Source organism: Mesorhizobium sp. P160219 (assembly GCF_057786095.1).
The window spans coordinates 1,023,928-1,040,032 of record NZ_JBYNWG010000001.1 but is presented as its reverse complement, the minus strand read 5'-3'; the positions used below and the strand labels follow the sequence as shown (position 1 = coordinate 1,040,032).

The 16,105-nt window shown below is 63.8% G+C and carries 17 protein-coding genes; 2 read left to right on the top strand and 15 right to left on the bottom strand.

The features are described from left to right. Positions 1 to 25: 25 nt before the first annotated feature. From AC3EMP_RS05260 to AC3EMP_RS05230, 7 genes are all read right to left on the bottom strand, one after another. Positions 26 to 733, bottom strand: coding sequence for a DUF1045 domain-containing protein (locus AC3EMP_RS05260; protein WP_023684053.1), 708 nt, complete (start codon positions 731 to 733; stop codon positions 26 to 28). Between the two features lie 154 nt (positions 734 to 887). Further along, on the bottom strand, positions 888 to 1,700 hold the full coding sequence (gene iolB, locus AC3EMP_RS05255; RefSeq protein ID WP_023684054.1) for a 5-deoxy-glucuronate isomerase: 813 nt from the start codon (positions 1,698 to 1,700) through the stop codon (positions 888 to 890). 158 nt (positions 1,701 to 1,858) lie between these two features. Then, a complete protein-coding gene (locus tag AC3EMP_RS05250) occupies positions 1,859 to 2,107 on the bottom strand; it encodes a hypothetical protein (RefSeq protein WP_023672345.1) in 249 nt (82 codons plus the stop codon). Between the two features lie 9 nt (positions 2,108 to 2,116). Beyond that, positions 2,117 to 3,034, bottom strand: coding sequence for a myo-inosose-2 dehydratase (iolE, locus tag AC3EMP_RS05245; RefSeq protein WP_027049098.1), 918 nt, complete (start codon positions 3,032 to 3,034; stop codon positions 2,117 to 2,119). A 149-nt stretch (positions 3,035 to 3,183) separates the two neighbouring features. Then, entirely contained in the window at positions 3,184 to 5,034 is a 1,851-nt protein-coding gene (gene iolD / locus AC3EMP_RS05240) for a 3D-(3,5/4)-trihydroxycyclohexane-1,2-dione acylhydrolase (decyclizing) (protein ID WP_027049097.1), read from the bottom strand. 33 nt (positions 5,035 to 5,067) lie between these two features. Next, a complete protein-coding gene (locus AC3EMP_RS05235; protein WP_352710633.1) occupies positions 5,068 to 7,002 on the bottom strand; it encodes a bifunctional 5-dehydro-2-deoxygluconokinase/5-dehydro-2-deoxyphosphogluconate aldolase in 1,935 nt (644 codons plus the stop codon). A gap of 152 nt (positions 7,003 to 7,154) precedes the next feature. Next, positions 7,155 to 8,000, bottom strand: coding sequence for a MurR/RpiR family transcriptional regulator (locus AC3EMP_RS05230; RefSeq protein ID WP_023823976.1), 846 nt, complete (start codon positions 7,998 to 8,000; stop codon positions 7,155 to 7,157). A 315-nt stretch (positions 8,001 to 8,315) separates the two neighbouring features. Here AC3EMP_RS05230 and AC3EMP_RS05225 point away from each other — a divergent pair, with 315 nt between their 5' ends. After that, positions 8,316 to 9,425 (top strand): Gfo/Idh/MocA family protein, encoded by a 1,110-nt coding sequence (locus tag AC3EMP_RS05225; protein WP_023748282.1) that lies wholly within the window; start codon positions 8,316 to 8,318, stop codon positions 9,423 to 9,425. Between the two features lie 8 nt (positions 9,426 to 9,433). On the opposite strand, the gene AC3EMP_RS05220 is transcribed toward AC3EMP_RS05225, so the two are convergent. Next, the gene (locus AC3EMP_RS05220; RefSeq protein ID WP_352710629.1) at positions 9,434 to 10,132 is read right to left on the bottom strand and encodes a helix-turn-helix transcriptional regulator; all 699 of its coding nucleotides are present in this window, start codon (positions 10,130 to 10,132) and stop codon (positions 9,434 to 9,436) included. 127 nt (positions 10,133 to 10,259) lie between these two features. On the opposite strand from AC3EMP_RS05220, the gene AC3EMP_RS05215 reads away from it, so the two are divergent. Next, on the top strand, positions 10,260 to 10,895 hold the full coding sequence (locus AC3EMP_RS05215; protein WP_023703748.1) for a LysE family translocator: 636 nt from the start codon (positions 10,260 to 10,262) through the stop codon (positions 10,893 to 10,895). A 115-nt stretch (positions 10,896 to 11,010) separates the two neighbouring features. Here AC3EMP_RS05215 and AC3EMP_RS05210 read toward each other — a convergent pair whose 3' ends face one another. From AC3EMP_RS05210 to iolG, 7 genes are all read right to left on the bottom strand, one after another. Beyond that, positions 11,011 to 11,526, bottom strand: a complete 516-nt coding sequence (locus AC3EMP_RS05210; protein WP_023805772.1) for an SRPBCC domain-containing protein — start codon at positions 11,524 to 11,526, stop codon at positions 11,011 to 11,013. Then, positions 11,504 to 11,863 carry an ArsR/SmtB family transcription factor gene (locus tag AC3EMP_RS05205; protein WP_352710627.1) on the bottom strand — a complete coding sequence of 120 codons (360 nt, stop codon included), beginning with the start codon at positions 11,861 to 11,863 and terminating at the stop codon, positions 11,504 to 11,506. Before AC3EMP_RS05205 ends, AC3EMP_RS05210 begins: the two co-directional genes overlap by 23 nt. 75 nt (positions 11,864 to 11,938) lie before the next feature. After that, entirely contained in the window at positions 11,939 to 13,030 is a 1,092-nt protein-coding gene (locus AC3EMP_RS05200) for a 3-deoxy-7-phosphoheptulonate synthase (protein WP_352710625.1), read from the bottom strand. A 472-nt stretch (positions 13,031 to 13,502) separates the two neighbouring features. After that, entirely contained in the window at positions 13,503 to 13,925 is a 423-nt protein-coding gene (locus AC3EMP_RS05195) for a type II toxin-antitoxin system VapC family toxin (RefSeq protein ID WP_023823981.1), read from the bottom strand. Continuing rightward, the gene (locus AC3EMP_RS05190; protein ID WP_023672335.1) at positions 13,922 to 14,185 is read right to left on the bottom strand and encodes a type II toxin-antitoxin system Phd/YefM family antitoxin; all 264 of its coding nucleotides are present in this window, start codon (positions 14,183 to 14,185) and stop codon (positions 13,922 to 13,924) included. The genes AC3EMP_RS05195 and AC3EMP_RS05190 overlap by 4 nt, the downstream gene beginning before the upstream one ends. Before the next feature lie 71 nt (positions 14,186 to 14,256). Next, positions 14,257 to 15,051 carry an SDR family oxidoreductase gene (locus AC3EMP_RS05185; RefSeq protein ID WP_352710622.1) on the bottom strand — a complete coding sequence of 265 codons (795 nt, stop codon included), beginning with the start codon at positions 15,049 to 15,051 and terminating at the stop codon, positions 14,257 to 14,259. A 30-nt stretch (positions 15,052 to 15,081) separates the two neighbouring features. Then, on the bottom strand, positions 15,082 to 16,077 hold the full coding sequence (gene iolG / locus AC3EMP_RS05180) for an inositol 2-dehydrogenase (protein ID WP_023672333.1): 996 nt from the start codon (positions 16,075 to 16,077) through the stop codon (positions 15,082 to 15,084). Positions 16,078 to 16,105: the final 28 nt, after the last annotated feature.

Below are 16,105 nucleotides of genomic sequence, written 5' to 3'. Positions count from 1 at the left end.
CCTTGCTTACTCGGACGAATTGTGGTCAGGCAGTTTTTCGGGCAGCCCGGCGGCCGAGCGCATGATGCGAAAGCACCATGAACGGAGCGCCCGGTTCGGTCTCGACGAACAGCGTCAGCGCATCCACCAGCACCGGTTGCCGCAGCACCTGCGCAAAGAGGCTGTCGATCGCTGCGCGCAGACGTTGGCTTTCCTGCGGCCCGGCCCGGCCGGACAGCGTCATGTGGAAACGAAAGGTCTCAAACACATAGGGATAGCCCCACTGGCAGAGATTGCGGAACTCGGCTGGCTTCAGCGAATCCGGGCTGCGCCGCTCGATCTCGGCCTCGGTGAGCGGCGCGCGAAAACGGTCGAAGCTAAGCACGACATCGTCGGCGAAACGGTTGAGCGGCGGCAGCGGGCCTTCCGGCACCAAAGCGAAGAAACCATCGATCTGGCTGACGACCAGGCGCGGGATGGTGACCGTCGGCGTTGCTTCGGCAAAGGCGTCCAGCGCCGCGCGCAGCGAGCTTTCGGTTTCGTTGGCGGCCAACCGGAAGGGCGCTTTCAGCGTCGCATGGAAACCGTAGCGCCGCGCCGATGCGGTGTGAAAGGCGACTTCGGCCGCCGACAGCTCGCCCACCGCCTCGACCGGCCTGGTGGCGGCGCCAAAGGGGTCGCGGCCCAGCCAGTTGGCGGCGAGCCGCGCCAGCGGTTCGTCCTGCCTCGGGGTGAAATAGATGGCGTAGCGCATCGAAAAAAATCCTCGTCAGCCCGCTGCCATAGGTGATTTCCATGACGGATTGACGAAGCTTATGCGGGTTTTCGAAGGCAAATCGACCCCGTGGATCGTTAGCCGACGATTTTTCGCTGCTGGACCAACAGCTTCTGGCGCAAGCGAAGGCCGATCAGGCCTTCATGAGCCATTCGTGCTCGGGCGCGTTGTGGAACTTCCACGTCCGCTTCGGCCCGGCCATGACGTTAAGGTAATAGAGGTCGTAGCCGTGGCAGGCGGCGCAGGGGTGATAGCCCTTGGGCACCAGCACAACATCGCCGTCCTCGATCGCCATGGCTTCGTCCAGCTCGCGGGCGCCGGTCTTGTCGGCGTCGGTGTAGACGCGCTGGAAGGCAAAACCCTGCGGCGGGTTGAGGCGGTGGTAGTAGGTTTCCTCAAGATAGGATTCGGCCGGCAGGTTGTCCTGATCGTGCTTGTGCGGCGGGTAGCTCGATGTGTGGCCACCGGGCGTGATGACCTCGACCACCAGCAGCGAGTCGGCGGGCTTGCCCTCGGGCAATATGTTGGTGACGTAGCGCGTGTTGGTGCCTTTGCCCCGAGTCTCCTGGCCGAGGTCGTCGGGTGCGATGACGCGAACGGGCAAGCCGCCGCCCAGGCCCGGCGCCGAGCAGACCGCGAGTTCGAGATCGGTGTCGGCGGTGACCGACCAGTCCGAACCCTCCGGAATATAGACCGACCACGGCTTGCCCTCGAAGGGCGACATGCGCTCGCCGAGCAGGCCGAGTTCCTGGCCGCCGGCCCTTGCCGTGCCCTTGCCGGTGACGAACACCAGGCAGACTTCGCGATCCTGCGTCTTGCCGGATGCGGTCTCGCCCGGCTTCAGGCGGTGCAGGTCGAAGCCGACATAGGTCCATCCGGCGCTGTTGGGCGTGACATAGGCGACGCGGCCATGGCCCTTGTCGGCTTTGACGAGCAGTTTCGACATGTTTTGTCTCTCCTATCGCAAGTCTTCGAGGTCGGCCTCTCAACTTCGTCATCCTAGGGCGAAGCAGGAGCGAAGCTCCGTTCCGGCCAATCACCGACGTAGGCGATACGCCAGGTGTCCAGTGTCCGACCCGCAAGCCCTTCCGAGCCACGGCCGCTTCATTCCTTCGGTTCGGCGTCCGCCTTCGCTTCGCCGGTCTTCGGTCGATCAGGCGCAGCCTTGCTCTCCTCCACCGGCTTGTAAAGATAGAAGAACTGCCAGACGGCGTAGGCGGCAAAGCCGAGCGCAATGATGCCCCAGAACGGGGTGCCGGAGGCGAATTCTATTCCGGCCCAGATCACGCAGACGGCGACGACGGCAACGCGCCGCCACAGCGGCCGGAAGAACGGGTGCTCGTAATCCTTCATCGGACCGGCTTACGCATTGGGAAAGCCTTGCGTCTCGACCGTGTAGCCGGCCGCCGTCATCACCCGCATCAGTTCCTTGTAACCCACTTGGGCCATCTTCAGCGGCGGGTTCTTTTTCGGGTCCTGCTCGGCCTCGACGACGAACCAGCCTTCATAGCCATGGTCGGCGAAGCGCTGCACGATGGCGCCGAAATCGAGCGAACCGTCGCCAGGCACCGTGAAGGCACCGAGCGCCACGGCGTCGAGAAAGGACTGCTTTGTGCGGTCGAGCCCGTCGATCACGCCCATGCGCACATCCTTCACATGGACATGGCTGATGCGCTTGTGGTGGTTGTCGATGGCGCGCAGCACGTCGCCACCGGCAAAGGCGAGATGCCCTGCATCGAGCAGCAACGGAATGCCTTCGCCGGAATGGCGCATGAAGGCATCGAGCTCCGGCTCGGTCTCGACCACCGCCGCCATGTGATGGTGATAGGACAGCGGCATGCCTTGCTCTGCGCACCATTCGCCGAACTCGGTGAGGCGCCTGGCATAGGCCCTCATCTCGTCATTCGACAATTTCGGCTTGGTGGCGAGAGGCCTGGAGCGATCGCCCTGGATCGAGCGGCCGACCTCGCCATAGACGATGCAAGGCGCATTAACCGCCTTGAACAGGTCGATCATCGGCTGGATGCGATCCTTGTTCTTGCCCATGTCCTCATCGACCAGCGTGCCGGAGAACCAGCCGCCGCACAGCGTCACGTCGGCCTTTTTCAGGATAGGCAGCATGATTTCGGGGTCATTGGGAAAGCGGCGGCCCATTTCCATGCCGGTGAAGCCGGCCGAGCGCGACTGGCGCAGGCACTCTTCCAGCGAGACGTCGTCGCTGAGTTCGGCAAGATCGTCGTTCCACCACGCAATGGGGGACATGCCCAGTTTGGCTTTCAAGTTTTAGCTCCGGTCTCTTGTTCACCCTCCCCCTTGTGGGGAGGGTCGCTGCGAAGCAGCGGGGTGGGGGGTGCGGCGCCAGACCCCCACCCGGACCTGCGGTCCGACCTCCTCACAAGGGGGAGGTAGGGGGCAGCGCTGACTTAGCATCAATCGCCGATTGTCTGCATCTGCCGCTTTTCGTCATAGGCTTTGCGCGCTGCGTTGACCTGCGGCCGTGCGGAGACTTCCGGCACCGCGACATCCCACCAATGGCCGCCGGCATCGGTGGAAATCAGCGGGTCGGTGTCGATGACCAACACGGTGGTGCGGTCGTTGGTTTTCGACTTTTGCAGCGCAGTCTCCAGGCCGGTGATCGACGGCACCTTCTCGGCAATAGCGCCCATGCTCGCCGCATGCGCGGCGAAGTCGATGTCGGGCAGGATCTCGTGGCGCGCGTCCTTCAGGAGGTTGTTGAAGTTGGCGCCGCCGGTGGCCATCTGCAGCCGGTTGATGCAGCCATAACCCCTGTTGTCGAGCACCACGATGGTCAGCTTCAGGCCAAGCATCACCGACGTGGCGATTTCGGAATTCATCATGAGGTAGGAGCCGTCCCCGACCATGACGACGACCTCCTGGTCGGGCTTGGCCATCTTGGCGCCGAGCCCGCCGGCAATCTCGTAGCCCATGGTCGAGAAGCCATATTCGCCATGGTACGAGCCGGGCGCGCCTGCCTGCCAGAGCTTGTGCAACTCGCCCGGCAGGCCGCCCGACGCGTTCAGCAAGGTCACGCCGGACCCCAGCGCGCGCTGCACGGCGCCGATCACCTGCGCGTCCGACGGGAAGGCGGCGTTGGTCGACGCCGTCACCTTGGAGGCTTCGGCCTGCCAAGCCTTCTTGCCTTGGGTCGCATTGTCGGTCCATGTCGCCGGTGCTTTCCAGTTCCCCAGCGCAGCACCGAGTTCGGCGAGCCCTTCGGCCGCATCGGCGACCAGCGGCAGCGCACGATGCTTGCCGGCATCGAAAGGCTGCACGTTGAGTCCGATGATGGTCTTGCCGGAATTCTTGAACAGCGCCCATGAGCCGGTGGTGAAATCCTGCAGGCGGGTGCCGATCGCCAGCACGACATCGGCCTCTTCCGCCAGCCGGTTGGCCGCGGACGTGCCGGTGACGCCGACTGCCGCCATGTTGACCGGATGTGTGTCGGGCAGCGAGGATTTGCCGCCTTGCGTCTCGCAGACCGGAATGCCGGCGCTCTCGGCGAATTTCGCCAGTTCATCCGAAGCCTGCGAATACAGCACGCCGCCGCCGGCGATGATCAGCGGTTTTTTCGCACCCTTCAGCGCGGTGACCGCCGCCGCCAATTCATGCCGGTCCGGACGCGGCCGGCGCTGGTGCCAGACACGCTCGGCGAAAAAGCTCTTGGGATAGTCATAGGCCTCGGCCTGCACGTCCTGGCAGAGCGACAGCGTCACCGGGCCGCATTCCGCGGGATCGGTCAGCACCTGCATGGTCCGCGCCAATGCCGGGATGATCTGCTCGGGACGGGTGATGCGGTCGAAATAGCGCGACACCGGACGGAAGCAGTCATTGACCGTCGCGGTGCCGTCGGAAAAGTCCTCGGCCTGCTGCAGCACCGGATCGGGGATGCGGTTGGCGAAGACATCGCCCGGCAAAAACAGGACGGGCAACCTGTTTACGTGGGCGAGCGCCGCCGCCGTCACCATGTTGAGCGCACCGGGGCCGATCGAAGAGGTCGCGGCCATGAAGCGGCGGCGGAAATTGGCCTTGCCATAGGCGATCGCCGCATGCGCCATCGCCTGCTCATTGTGGGCGCGGAAGGTCGGCAATTCGTCGCGCAGCTGGTACAGCGCCTCGCCGATGCCGGCGACATTGCCGTGACCGAAGATCGCCCACACACCGCCGAAGATGGGCACTCTTCTGCCGTCGATCTCGGTCATCTGCTTGCTCAGAAAGCGGGTCAGCGCCTGCGCCATCGTCAGGCGGATTGTCTTGCTCATGGTGTTTTCCTCCGCAGTCCTCTTGCCGCGCCTTTATGCTGCTTTAAGGCCACGCGCGGCAAGCCACGCTTCGGTCAACTGTTCGAAGCGCGCGGCCATGTCGGCGATAGCCTCGTCATCCGTCATCTTGCCGGCCAGCCATTGTTCCGCGGCGTGGACGAAGATGGTGCGGCCGACGGCAAAGCCCTTGACGATCGGCGCCTTGGCGGTGGCGGCAAAGGCCGCTTCCAGTTCGTCCTGCGGCGCTTCGAGACCCAGCAGCACGACGCCGCGGCACCACGGATCATGCTTCAGGATCACCGCTTCGATCTTGGCCCAGGCGCCGGCCGACGCCTGCGGTTCGAGCTTCCACCAGTCCGGCTTGATGCCAAGCGCATAGAGTTCTTCCAGGGCGCGCGGGATCGTCGTGTCATCGAGCTTGCCGTGCTTGCCGGCGATGATCTCGACCAGAAGCTCCCGGCCGACCTTCCGCGCGGCTTCGAACAGCGAGCGCAGCTTCTGCTGCTGCTCTTCCTTGAGCGCTGCCGGATCGTCGGGGTGATAGAAGCACAGGCATTTGATGCAGTGGTCGACCGGCCATTCCACCAGTTGCGAGCCGATGTCCTGCGAGAACTCGAAGCGCAGCGGCCGCGAGCCCGGCAGTTCGACGGGACGGCCGAGCCAGGCAAAGGGGTGGCGGGCGAATTCGAACATCGCTTCGCGGCCATGCTTCTCGTCGATCAGCATGCCATAGCCGTCGCGGCCGGCGGCGACTTTCGCCGCGGCCTTGACCGCCAGCACCTTGAAATCGCGGATGCGCGCCGGATCGGCGCCGGTCTTTGCCGCGACGTCCTCGAGCTGCACACGGTGGTCGCAGGCGAGCGCCATCATCGAGGGGATATCGCGGCGGCGGGTCGTCGCCCAATGGATGTGGTTGATCGCCTCGTCCTTGCGCAGAGCGAGATGCTTGCTGCCGTTCTTGAGGAAGAACTGCAATTCCTCGAAGGTCGGATATTCCGGCGCGCAGAGCAGCCGCGACACGGCGAAGGCGCCGCAGGCATTGGCCCAGGTCGCCGCTGTCGCATGATCTTCGCCACCCAGCCAGCCGCGCAGGAAACCGGACATGAAGGCATCGCCCGCGCCCAGCACATTATAGATCTCGATCGGAAAGCCCTTGCCGACGATACCGTCTTCCAGATCGTCGCTGATCGGCCCGTCATAGACGATGCAGCCCATGGCGCCGCGCTTCAGTACGATGGTTGCCTTGGACAGCGCGCGGATCGTCTTCAGCGCGCTCAGGCAATCGTCGACGCCCGAGGCGATCATGATCTCTTCCTCGGTGCCGACGATGAGGTCGCAATCGGGCAGCACCGTCTTCAGCTGGGCCGAGACGCGGTCGGATTTGACATAGCGCTCAAAACCCTCGGCATGGCCTGCGAGTCCCCAGAGGTTGGGGCGGTAGTCGATGTCGAACACCACCTTGCCGCCCCTGGCCTTGATGATGCGGATCGCCTTGCGCTGGGCGGCGTCGCTGTTGGGTCGGGAAAAATGCGTGCCGGTGACGACGATCGAGCGGGCCGAGGCGATGAAGGCTTCATCGATGTCTTCTTCGGCGAGCGCCATGTCGGCGCAGTCGCTGCGATAAAAGATCATCGGCGAGACCCCTTCGCTCTCGACCGAAAGCAGCACCAGAGCCGTCAGCCGTTCCTTGTCGGTCTTCAGCCCGTCGACATTGACGCTTTCGCGCCGCAGCTGTTCGCGGATGAAGCGGCCCATCTGCTCGTCGCCGACGCGGGTGAGCAGCGCCGAGCGCAGGCCTAGTCTCGCCGTGCCAACGGAGATGTTGGCCGGGCAGCCGCCGACCGATTTGGCGAAGGAGGTGATGTCCTCCAGCCGCGAGCCGATCTGCTGGCCGTAAAGGTCGACGGAAGCGCGACCGATGGTGATGACATCGAGCGTCGCCTGTTTGGCGTCCACGGCTTCGCTCATTGGAACCTCCCGTCGGTCTTGTTGTCTTGAGCAACGTAGTTGGGGGACACGCGCGAGCGGCAGCGTGGCGCCGGGAATATGAAATAATAATTCCAATCCATAGTCAATATGGAATGAGCATTCCTCCGCGAATTCGAGCGCCGGGCGCCGGCCTAGGCCTTACGCTTCTTTCCGGTGCTGCGCCGCTTCTCGCCGACGCCGACGGTGAGCGCCATGGCCAGCGCCATGGTGGCCGACAGCGAGCGGAAGCCGGCAAAATCGGCCTCGGCGACCTCGAACCAGACCTTGGCGAACTGCGCTAGTGGCGAAAACGAACTGTCGGTGATGGCGATGATCGGCACGCCCTGTTCGGAAATGGTGCGGGCCTCCTCGATGGTGGCCGGCGCATAGGGCGAGAAACTGATGGCAATGACGGCGTCCGCCGGGGTGGCGAAGGCGACCATCTCGGCATTGAGGCCGGCGGCGGATTCGATCAGCTGGTTGCGGATCTTCAGCTTGCCCAAGGCATAGGCGATGTAGCTCGCCACCGGGTAGGAGCGGCGCTTGGCCAGGACATAGATGGTCTCGGCCTTGGCCAGCAGCGAGATCGCGTCTTCCAGATGCGCCTCGTCGAGCGTTCGCGAAATATCGTTGAGCGAAGTGCTGGCGGCGGCGACGAAGCCGTCGAAGATGGCTCGGTGTCCAGCACCCGCATCGGCCTTGGCGCGCAGCGCCTGAAGGCGTTCGTCATAAGAGGAATTGCGCTCGCGCAGCCGCTCGCGAAACACCTGCTGCAAGCTGGTGAAGCCGTCAAAGCCTAGTTGCTGGGCAAAGCGGATCAGGGTGGACGGCTGCACGCCCGCCGAAGCAGCGATGCTGGCGGCGGTGCCGAAGGCGATGTCATCAGGGTTGTCGAGCGCGTAGGCGGCGATCTGGGCGATGCGCTTGGGCAAGGTTTCACGGCGATCGAGGATCGTGGCGCGCAGCGTCTCGAAGTCGCGAGGTACCCGTTCGTCCATCGTCGCCCCGTCCAAGCTCACCTAAAGCGCGTCGCGGTGAAACGGATGTGCGATGCGCTTTAAGTCTTTGTTTTGATGCATGCCGTTGTCCCAGAACCGCGGCACACTTCTGGGCGACATGCATTAGAGCATGATGCCGAAAAGTGTGCAGCGGTTTTCGGACGACATCATGCTCTCTTTAACCCAAGTGACGTCCTCTCTGCCCCATCATAGCGAGCCTGCGCAAGAAGGCCATAAAAAATGAGGCAGACATTCCATTCGGAGAAGAAATGGACTAATTCATCCATCGATCGCTTCAGGTATTGGGAGAAAGAAATGGTCGGCGTTGGTCTTATCGGCACGGGTTTCATGGGCAAATGCCACGCCATTGCGTGGAGCGCCGTCGGCGCCGTCTTTCCCGATGTCGCCAAGCCGAAGCTGGTCCATCTCGGCGAGGTCAACGAGGAGCTGGCCAAGCGCAAGGCCGGTGAGTTCGGCTTCGCCAAGGCGTCGGGCGACTGGCGTGCCGTCGTCAACGACCCCGAGGTCGATATCGTCTCGCTGACCACGCCCAACCAGTTCCATCCGGAGATGGCCATCGCTATTCTCGAAGCCGGCAAGCATCTGTGGTGCGAGAAGCCGATGGCGCCGAGCTTTGCCGAAGCAGCGGCGATGGCGGCCGCGGCGAAGAAGTCCGGCAAGGTCGCAGCGCTTGGCTACAACTACATACAGAGCCCGGCCATCCGCCACATCGGCGCGCTGCTCGAGGAAAAGATCATCGGCGAGGTCAACCATCTGCGCATCGAGATGGACGAGGACTTCATGGCCGACCCCGAAGCGCTGTTCTTCTGGAAGCATGAGGCCGCATCCGGCTATGGCGCGCTCGACGATTTCGCCGTGCATCCGCTGTCGCTGGTCTCGACGCTGTTCGGCCGCGTCGCAAAAGTCATCTGCGACATGGCCAAACCCTATGTCGACCGCAAGCTGGCCAGCGGCGGCCGCCGTGCGGTGGAGACCTACGACATCGCCAGCGTTTTGATGCACCTGGAAAACGGCATTGCCGGCACGCTGCTGGTCAACCGCTCGGCCTGGGGCCGCAAGGGCCGCATCGCCATACAGATTTTCGGCTCCAAGGGATCGATCCTGTTCGACCAGGAGCGGATGAACGAAATCCAGCTCTACGTCACCGCCGATCGCCCGACCGAACAGGGCTACCGCACCATATTGGTGGCGCCGCACCACAAGCCTTACGACGCCTTCCTCCCGGCGCCGGGCCATGGGCTCGGTTTCAACGACCTCAAGATCATCGAGTGCCACGAATTGCTGACGCGGCTTGCCGGCAAGCCGGCACGGGTCATCGAATTTGCCGAAGGGCTGGAGATCGAGCGCACCGTGCACGCGATGGCGAGGTCGTTCGAGGAGAAGCGCTGGGTGGATGTGCGGTAAGATCCGCTTCAGCCGCCAGCGACAGCGTTCGCCTCCCAGCCACTGACCCAGACCTGCCGCAGGCGATCGCCTTCGCCCTTGAAGCGCAGCCCGGTCGCCCGGCAATCCGCGATGCGGTCGCTGCGGAAATTGCGGATGGCCTGGCGCAATTCGCACCAGGCGACGATGTTGGCGGTCTCTGAATAGTAGATCAGCGCGATCGGACGGATCAGCCGCTCGGAGGGGCGGCCGATTTCGTCGCGATAGGACAGGTCGAGCTTTTCCTCGTCGCGGATTGCGCGGCGCACCAGCGCCAGATCGATGGTGCCGATTGCCGGTGCAGCGAACCCCCAGACATGCAGTGCGTTGGCGTCGAACGCCTGGCGCAACGGCGGCGGCACGGCGCCGGCGATCTTGGCGCTGACGCGCTTGGCCGCCTGCTTGAGCTCGCTGTCTCCCGTGCGCTCCAGCAGCGCCAGCGACAGGACGATCGCCTCCATCTCCTCGATCGAAAACATCAGCGGCGGCAGGTCGAAGCCGGGCCGCAATATATAACCGATACCGCGCCCGCCTTCGATCGGCACGCGCATCGCCTGCAGTGCGGCGATGTCGCGATAGATCGAACGCATCGTGACTTCCAGCTGCCCGGCGATCATGGCCGCCGTCACCGGCTGCCGCGCCAGCCGCAGGATCTGGATGATCTCGAACAGGCGCGACGCCTTGCGCATTTCCTCTCCCTGATGAAACGCTACTGACACATCCCCGTCAGTTGGGATGATTTATTGGACTGCCTATCGGGTTGAAAATCAACAAATTCCTCAACGGCACCCCAGCAGGAAGCGACAGGCAACTGACATGAGTTACGCGGAAAATCTCTGGCTGTTCTTTATCCTGCTGTCCGGCATCATCATCGTGCCCGGCATGGACATGCTGTTCGTGCTTGCCAATGCGCTCACCGGCGGCCGCGACCGGGGCCTCGCCGCCACCGGCGGCATCATGGTCGGCGGCATCGTGCACACGCTGAACGGCGCCATCGGCGTCGGCCTGCTGATGCATTTCGTACCGATCCTGTACAAGCCGCTGCTGATAGCCGGCGCCGCCTACATGGCCTTCATCGGCATCTCGCTGATGCGCAGTTCCATCACCGTCGGCCATGACGGGCCCGCCGGCAGCCGTACGGCCTGGAAGGCCTTTCGCCAGGGACTGGTGACCTGCCTGATCAACCCGAAGGCCTATCTCTTCATATTTGCCGTCTATCCGCAGTTCCTGAAGCCGGATTACGGCCCGATCTGGATGCAGGCGACGGTCATGGGCTTGCTGACGGTGGCGACTCAGGCCGCGATCTATGGCGGGCTCGCCATCACCGCCGGCCGCAGCCGCAATCTGCTGGTGGCCAATCCGCGGAAGACCGCGTTTGCGGGCCGGGCGGCCGGACTGCTGCTGTTTGCGGTCTCGGTGTTTACGGCATGGGAAGGGTTGAGGGCAGCGTGATCCCGATCAAGCGATGACGCCGCGTTTCTTCGCCTCGGCGCGGCGCTTGCGGATCACTGTCCCGGTCTTTTCGTCGTCGAGGGCGGCAGCTACCCCGTCCGCGAGACCGATGACGTCATGACCGCCTCACGCCTTCGCCCAAGACGACGAGAAGCTCGTCCAATTGCTCGAACGTCTCGCCCATCGCATCCGCCGCCCCGGTACCGGCCGCGTCGAGAGCCTGCTTCGAGGGATAGAGTTCGTGCATGACCAGCAGCGTATTGCCACCCTTTTCCTCGAAGGTCAGCGTGGTGACGGGTCCACCGTCACCACCTTCGTCATTGGTCCAGACAAGGCGTGAGTGCGGTGTCACTTCGATATACCTGCCGAAGAATTCGTGAAGGTCCGAGGCGTCGTGGCCGAACACCAGGCGGTACGTGCCTCCGGTACGAGCATCCATCTCACATGAACGCAGGAACATGCCCATCGACTTCGGCACCCACCACTGCTTGAACAGCTCGGGCTTGGTCCACGCCTCGAACACGATGCGCGCCGGACCGTTGACTGTTCGCGTGACGACCAGCTCGCGCTCGGACTTCCGTTCGACCGTGGTGCGGCTGTTCGTGGGCTCACTCTCGGTTCTTTGGCGCATCGGCTTTCTCCTTCCGTTTCAATTCCTCGACAACCTTGTCCAACTCGTTGAAGCGTGCGTCCCAGAGCAGGCGGTGCCGCTCGATCCAGGCCGCCTCTTCCTCCAGTCCGCGCAGGCCGAGCTTGCAGGTCCGCACGCGGCCAACCTTATGCGTGGTGACGAGCCCCGCCTGCTCCAGGACGCCGACGTGCTTCTTCATACCCGTGAGGGTCATGTGGAACTTTCCGGCAAGCTCGGTGATCGAAGCGTCTGCGCGTCCGAGCTGCTCCAGAACGCCACGCCGGGTGGCGTCCGAGAGCGCGGCGAACGAGGAATCCAAGTCGGTATACTGAACCATATGGTTCAGTATTTAGCAGACGGGTTGCCGGTGTGCAAGGGGAGCCGCAGCGTCCTTCCCGCGCATCGCCTCGTATCAGGCGGCGCCCGGCCGGTTCTCCATCATGGCGCGGCGGGCTGAGCGGCGCCATTCTACGGCGCCGGCGAGGCCGTGCAGCACCGTCTCTGTCGTCGCCCAGTCGATGCAGCCATCTGTGATGCTCTGGCCATAGACGAGCGGCTTGCCTGATACCACGTCCTGCCGGCCGGCGACGAGATTGCTCTCGATCATGACGCCGATGATACGCTCGTCCCCTGCTGCCACCTGGCCGGCGACATCGGCCGCCACCTTCGGCTGGTTCTCCGGCTTCTTGGCCGAGTTGGCGTGGCTGACGTCGATCATCAGCCGGGGTGCAACGCCGATGCGGGCGAGTTCGACCGAGGCTGCCTCGACGCTCGCCGCGTCGTAGTTCGGCTGAACGCCGCCGCGCAGGATGAGGTGGCAGTCCTCATTGCCGGTAGTAGTCGCAATGCCGCTGCGTCCGCCCTTGGTGACCGCCATGAAATGGTGCGGCTGGGCGGCGGATTTCACCGCCTCGGCGGCGATCCTGAGATTGCCGTCGGTGCCGTTCTTGAAGCCGACCGGGCAGGACAGGCCGGAAGCCAGTTCGCGGTGGATCTGGCTCTCGGTGGTGCGCGCGCCGATGGCGCCCCAGGCGACGAGGTCGGCAATGTATTGCGGCGTCGTCATGTCGAGAAATTCGGTGGCCGAGGGCAGGCCGAGATTGTTGACCGCCGACAGCACGTTGCGCGCCATCCGCAGCCCCTTGTCGATGTTGAAGCTGCCGTCGAGATCGGGGTCGTTGATAAGGCCCTTCCAGCCGACAGTCGTGCGCGGCTTTTCGAAATAGACCCGCATGACGATCTCCAACCGGTCGGACAGGGTCTCGCGCAGCGCCACTAGCCGGCTGGCATAGTCAACGGCCGCGACCGGGTCGTGGATCGAACACGGGCCGACGATGACAAGCAGCCGGTCGTCGGTGCCGTTCAAGATGGCATGGGTGGCGTTGCGTGATGCGCTCACGGTGCGCGTTGCCGTCAGCGTGCGCGGGATCTCCCGCATCACCTCGTCCGGCGTACTCAATTCTCGGATTTCCTTGACCCGAAGATCGTCTGTGGTGGTCAACACGGCTTTCTGCTCCTGTTTTTAGGAGACCTGCCGGCTGATACAAAAAAGCCGCCAGGTCTGGCGGCTGTTCGGACTTGTTGCTGCAATCTTCAGATCGAGCGCAATCCTCCCGCCGCCAGCGAGCTCGTAAAGTACCAATAGGTGGCGGTCAGGTTGATCATGAGGCTCATATAGTCGATGCGGGGGTGTTTGTCACGTGGGGTATGCGGAGACAATTCGGGATGGGCCGAATCCTCGCGATTTCGTCATCCCTGGGCGGAGCAGGAGCGAAGCTCCGTCGCGGAGACCCTGGGATCCATTCCGTGACCTGGGCCGTGGAGTGCGGCGGAGCAGAATTCTGGACCGTAGCAGCGCTCTGAAGTCGCGGCGTGGATCCTCGGGTCTGCGCTGCGTCACCACGCTCCTTGCTCCGCCCGTGGATGACGAAGTGCCGGCGGTTCGCCAATCGCCAACACGTATAACGCGGAGCGGCTCATGCGGTCCAGGGATCGAAGAGTTCAAGCCCAAAGCCTTCGAAATCTTTCGTATTGCACGTTGCCAAGGTGAGCTCGTGCGCAATCGCAGTGGCTGCGATCAGGCCGTCCATCGACGACAGACCACGACCGCGGCGCTTCGCAAGACCCATCAGGTCGCCCCAGGCCAAGGCAACCGCATCGTCCACCGGCAAAACCCGCTGTTCGAAGCGCTGGGGCAGGTCCCGGGCGAGCGATTCGGCCAGCGCCTCGCGTTTGCGGCCCTCATCCATCAGAGAGACGCCGCGCCGGATCTCGGCGATCGACACTACGCTGATGAAGGAGCGGTCCTCATCAAGCTCGTCCAGCCAGCCCAGGACACGTGCGTCAGGCGCTGGCCTCGTCACCTCGGACAGGACATTCGTGTCGAGCAGCAGTCTCACTGCGGCAGGTCACGCGGTTCGTCGCGCTGACGTTCAAGCTCGAGATCGGCGCCGCGCAGCGGCGAGTCCAGCAGGAACTCGGCAAGCGTACCCTTGCGTGCGATCTTGCGCTGCCATTCCTCGGCCGAGACGACAACCACGCTTGGTTTGCCGTTCTTGGTGATCGTCTGCGGCAAGGACTGTGCGCGCTCGATGACCTCGGAGAGCCGGGCTTTTGCCCCGGCAACCGTCCAGTTGGTGTCTTTGGATGACGTTAGCATCGCATGCTCGTGACTAGCCTGACTATCAGGACTATGTGGGAATGGCGATGTTGCTGCAACAGGGTTTGAGGCTACTCCGGCGAGGTCCCCGCGACGTTCTGGTCGTAGTCAACCAGCGAGCCGGTCATGACACCGGATTGCGGGCTGGCCATGTAGCTGATCAGCCGCGCCAGTTGGTCGGGCTTCACCAGTTGGCCCATGGGCTGGCCGGCCTCTGCCTTTGCCAGCCAGTCGTCGGAGGCACCGTGCCATTTCTTCTGCACGATGTCCTCGCCCTCGGTGTCCATCCAGCCCGGCAGCACGGCGTTGCAGCGGATGCGGTTGAAACGATAGGCGTTGGCGACGTTCTTGGTCAGCGTCGCCAGCGCGCCCTTGCTCGAGGAATAGGGCGCAAGGAACGACTGGCCGCAATGTGCCGACATCGACAGCACGTTGACGATCGAGCCCGGCGCCTTCTTGTCCAGCAGATGCGCCACCACGCCCTGCATCAGGAAGAAGGGACCACGCACATTGGTGTGGAAAATCTGGTCGAAGGTCTCCTCGGAGGTTTCGACCAGCGACCCGCGCGCGGAGGTGGCTGCGGCGTTGACCAGCGCGTTGATGGTGCCGAAATGCGAGACGGCGGTGGCGACGGCACGCTTGCAGTCGGCCACTTTCGAGACGTCGGCGCTGATGAAGATCGCATCGACGCCGGCCTTCTTGAAGTGGGCGACCGCCTTGTCGCCCTTCTCCTGCGAGCGGCCGATGAGCGCCAGCGCCTTGCAGCCCTCGTCGGCCAGCGCTTCGGCGACGGCAAAGCCGATGCCTTGCGCACCGCCGGTGACGATGGCGCGCGTGTTCGAATTGCGATCGGCGGATGTGCTCATCGCTCTGCTCCTGTGCCTTGGTTCCGGTTCTTACTTGTCGAGACGGACGGTCTTGCCTGATGTCGCCGACTTCAGCGCGGCATCGGCCAGCTTCAGCGCCACGAGGCCGTCGGCGCCGCTCGGCGATGCCTTCTTGCCCGAGGTTGCAGCAGTGATGAAAGCGGCAATCTCGATGGCGTAGGCGTCGAGATAGCGGGTCATGAAGAAATCGTGCAGCGGCGGGCGCGTATAGCCCTTCTCATTGGCGACCTCGATCGACACCGGCCGCTGGTTCTCGGCGGCGACCATGCCTTTGGAGCCATGCACCTCGATGCGCTGGTCGTAGCCATAGGTGGCGCGGCGCGAATTGGAGATGACGGCCTGCTTCCCGGACGCGGTTTCGAGGATGACGCTGACCGAATCGAAATCGCCGGCCTCGCCGATCTTCTTGTCGACCAGCACCGAAGCATGGGCGCTGACCGCCGCCACCTCTTCGCCGAGCAGGAAGCGCGCCATGTCGAAATCGTGGATGGTCATGTCGCGAAAAATGCCGCCCGAGCGCTTGATGTAATCGACCGGCGGCGCGCCCGGATCGCGCGAGGTGATGGTGACCATCTCGACAGTACCGATGGCGCCGTCGTCGATCGCCTTGCGCACGGCGGCGAAGTGCGGATCGAAGCGGCGGTTGAAGCCGACCATCAGCGTCGCCTTGGCCTTGTCGACCACGGCCAGGCACTTCTCGACGCGCTTGACGTCGAGGTCGATCGGCTTCTCGCAGAAGATCGCCTTGCCGGCCTTGGCGAAACGCTCGATCAGATCGGCATGGGTGTCGGTCGGCGTGCAGATGACCACGGCGTCGATGTCCTTGGCCTTCTCGATCGCGTCGATGGTGCGCACTTCGGCGCCATAGGCGGTTGCCAACTCGGTCGCCGCCTTTTCAAAAGCGTCGGCAACGGCCACCAGTCTGGCCTGCGGGTTGGAGCCGACGGCGCGGGCATGGACCTTGCCGATGCGGCCGGCACCGAGGAGGGCGAAACGAACAGTCATGGGGTATTTCCTCTAGGGGGATGGGTTC